The sequence below is a fragment of the Pseudonocardia nigra genome (assembly GCF_019396355.1).
GTDB classification, from domain to species: Bacteria; Actinomycetota; Actinomycetes; order Mycobacteriales; family Pseudonocardiaceae; genus Pseudonocardia; species Pseudonocardia nigra.
In genome coordinates, this window is the sequence record NZ_JAHKRK010000443.1 from 1 (window position 1) to 1,594 (window position 1,594).

1 protein-coding gene and 1 pseudogene are annotated in these 1,594 nt (G+C 67.4%); one reads left to right on the forward strand and one right to left on the reverse strand.

Annotation, left to right across the window (positions count from 1 at the left end; genetic code table 11):
- Positions 1 to 135: 135 nt before the first annotated feature.
- Positions 136 to 852, forward strand: a pseudogene (locus tag KME75_RS47365) (DDE-type integrase/transposase/recombinase); the annotation flags it as partial.
- A 178-nt stretch (positions 853 to 1,030) separates the two neighbouring features.
- On the opposite strand, the gene KME75_RS41425 reads toward KME75_RS47365, so the two are convergent.
- Positions 1,031 to 1,351, reverse strand: a complete 321-nt coding sequence (locus KME75_RS41425) for a hypothetical protein (RefSeq protein ID WP_219420447.1) — start codon at positions 1,349 to 1,351, stop codon at positions 1,031 to 1,033.
- Positions 1,352 to 1,594: the final 243 nt, after the last annotated feature.

Consider the following 1,594-nt stretch of genomic DNA (forward strand, 5'->3'; position numbering starts at 1 on the left):
CGTCGCGGTGTCCGGTCGGGCAGCAACGGCTCCAGCCGTGCCCACTCCGCGTCGGTCAAGTCGTGGCGATCAAGCACAGAAGAGATCTACCGCAGCCGACCCGCATGATCCACGGGACACGCTCTAGAGGCCGAGGGCCCCGAAGGGCTGCGCAACCGCTCCCACCGCCCGCACCACAGCCCGAACGCCGCCGCCGCCGAAGTCGTGGAGAAGATCGTGCACCTGCGCCGGCACTACCACTTCGGCCCAGCGAAGATCGTCATGTACCTGGCCCGCTACCACGACGTCACCATCAGCGTGTCCGGCGTGTGGCGCATCCTCAAACGCCTGGGCCTCAACCGGCTCCCCGCCTCCCAGCGGTACCAACGTCACGACCGGCGATGGAAGCGCTACGAGAAGGCCCAACCTGGGCACCGGGTACAGATCGACGTCAAGTTCATCGAAGCCCTACCCGGCGCCGAAGCTGCGGCTACCCGCCGCTCAGACGGCCACATCGTGGAGACCACCGGCCTCGCCGCACGTCGCCGACGTCGCTACTACCAGTTCACCGCGATCGACGACTGCACCCGGCTCCGCGTGCTCAAGGTCTACCCCAAGGCCGACCAGAAGACCGCGATCGCCTTCCTCGACCACGTCCTCGGGCGGCTGCCGTTCCGGGTCGAGGTCATCCAGACAGACAACGGTGCCAAGTTCCAGTCCGCGTTCCACTGGCGCGCCCTGGACCAGGGCCTCCAGCACGTCTACATCAAGCCCCGCACCCCGCGGCTGAACGGCAAGGTAGAGCGCTCCCACCGCATCGACGCCGAAGAATTTTACCGGCTCCTCGACGGCGTCGTCATCGACGACAGCCAGTGCTTCGACGACAAGCTTCGCGAGTGGGAGGACTACTACAACTACCACCGCCCCGCCACCGCCCCCACGGCGGCCAAACCCCCTATGAGAGGCTCCGCCAGAAGACCACCGTCCCGACCCAGGCGTAACCGGCCTCCGTCAGTCGCACAAGGTCAGGATCGCCGGCGAGGACGGACGGCTACTCGCGGTCGCCGAGATCAACTTCACGGATCCGTCCATCGTCTGGGCGTGCCTCCACGTCGGGGCGGGACATGTCCCTCCGGGCACGCGCGCCCGTCTCGTCGACGCGGTGCTCGATACACCCGAGGTCGCAATGCGGCAGCACCTGCGAGTCGCCCTCCCCCTCGGCGACATGGAGATCCTGGAGCGCGTACGTGAACGCTGCTGCGGCATCGCGACGCGCGCCGCAGGCAGAACCTGCCTGGTCGAGGCAGACATCCGTGCCCCGGAAGCACGGAACCCGGGTGAACTCGCGCGTCTCCCGCGTGGCAATCCGCACGGCGGTCCCGGCGCAGCCTTCGGTCCCTCACCTCCCGGCAGCCACCCGAATCGGTGACCGCCGAACTCCTGGAAACTGAAGAACTCGAAACATCGGCATAGCCTGGGCCGCATGAGCCCGGGTTCCGCAGCTGATGGCCGGCTCTGGACACGCACAACGGCGTAACCGCAGCTCAGCGGCGTGCCGGTCGTCCGAAGCCGGTGAAACTCATGGACACACGTTCGATCTACGTTCGAACGGCTG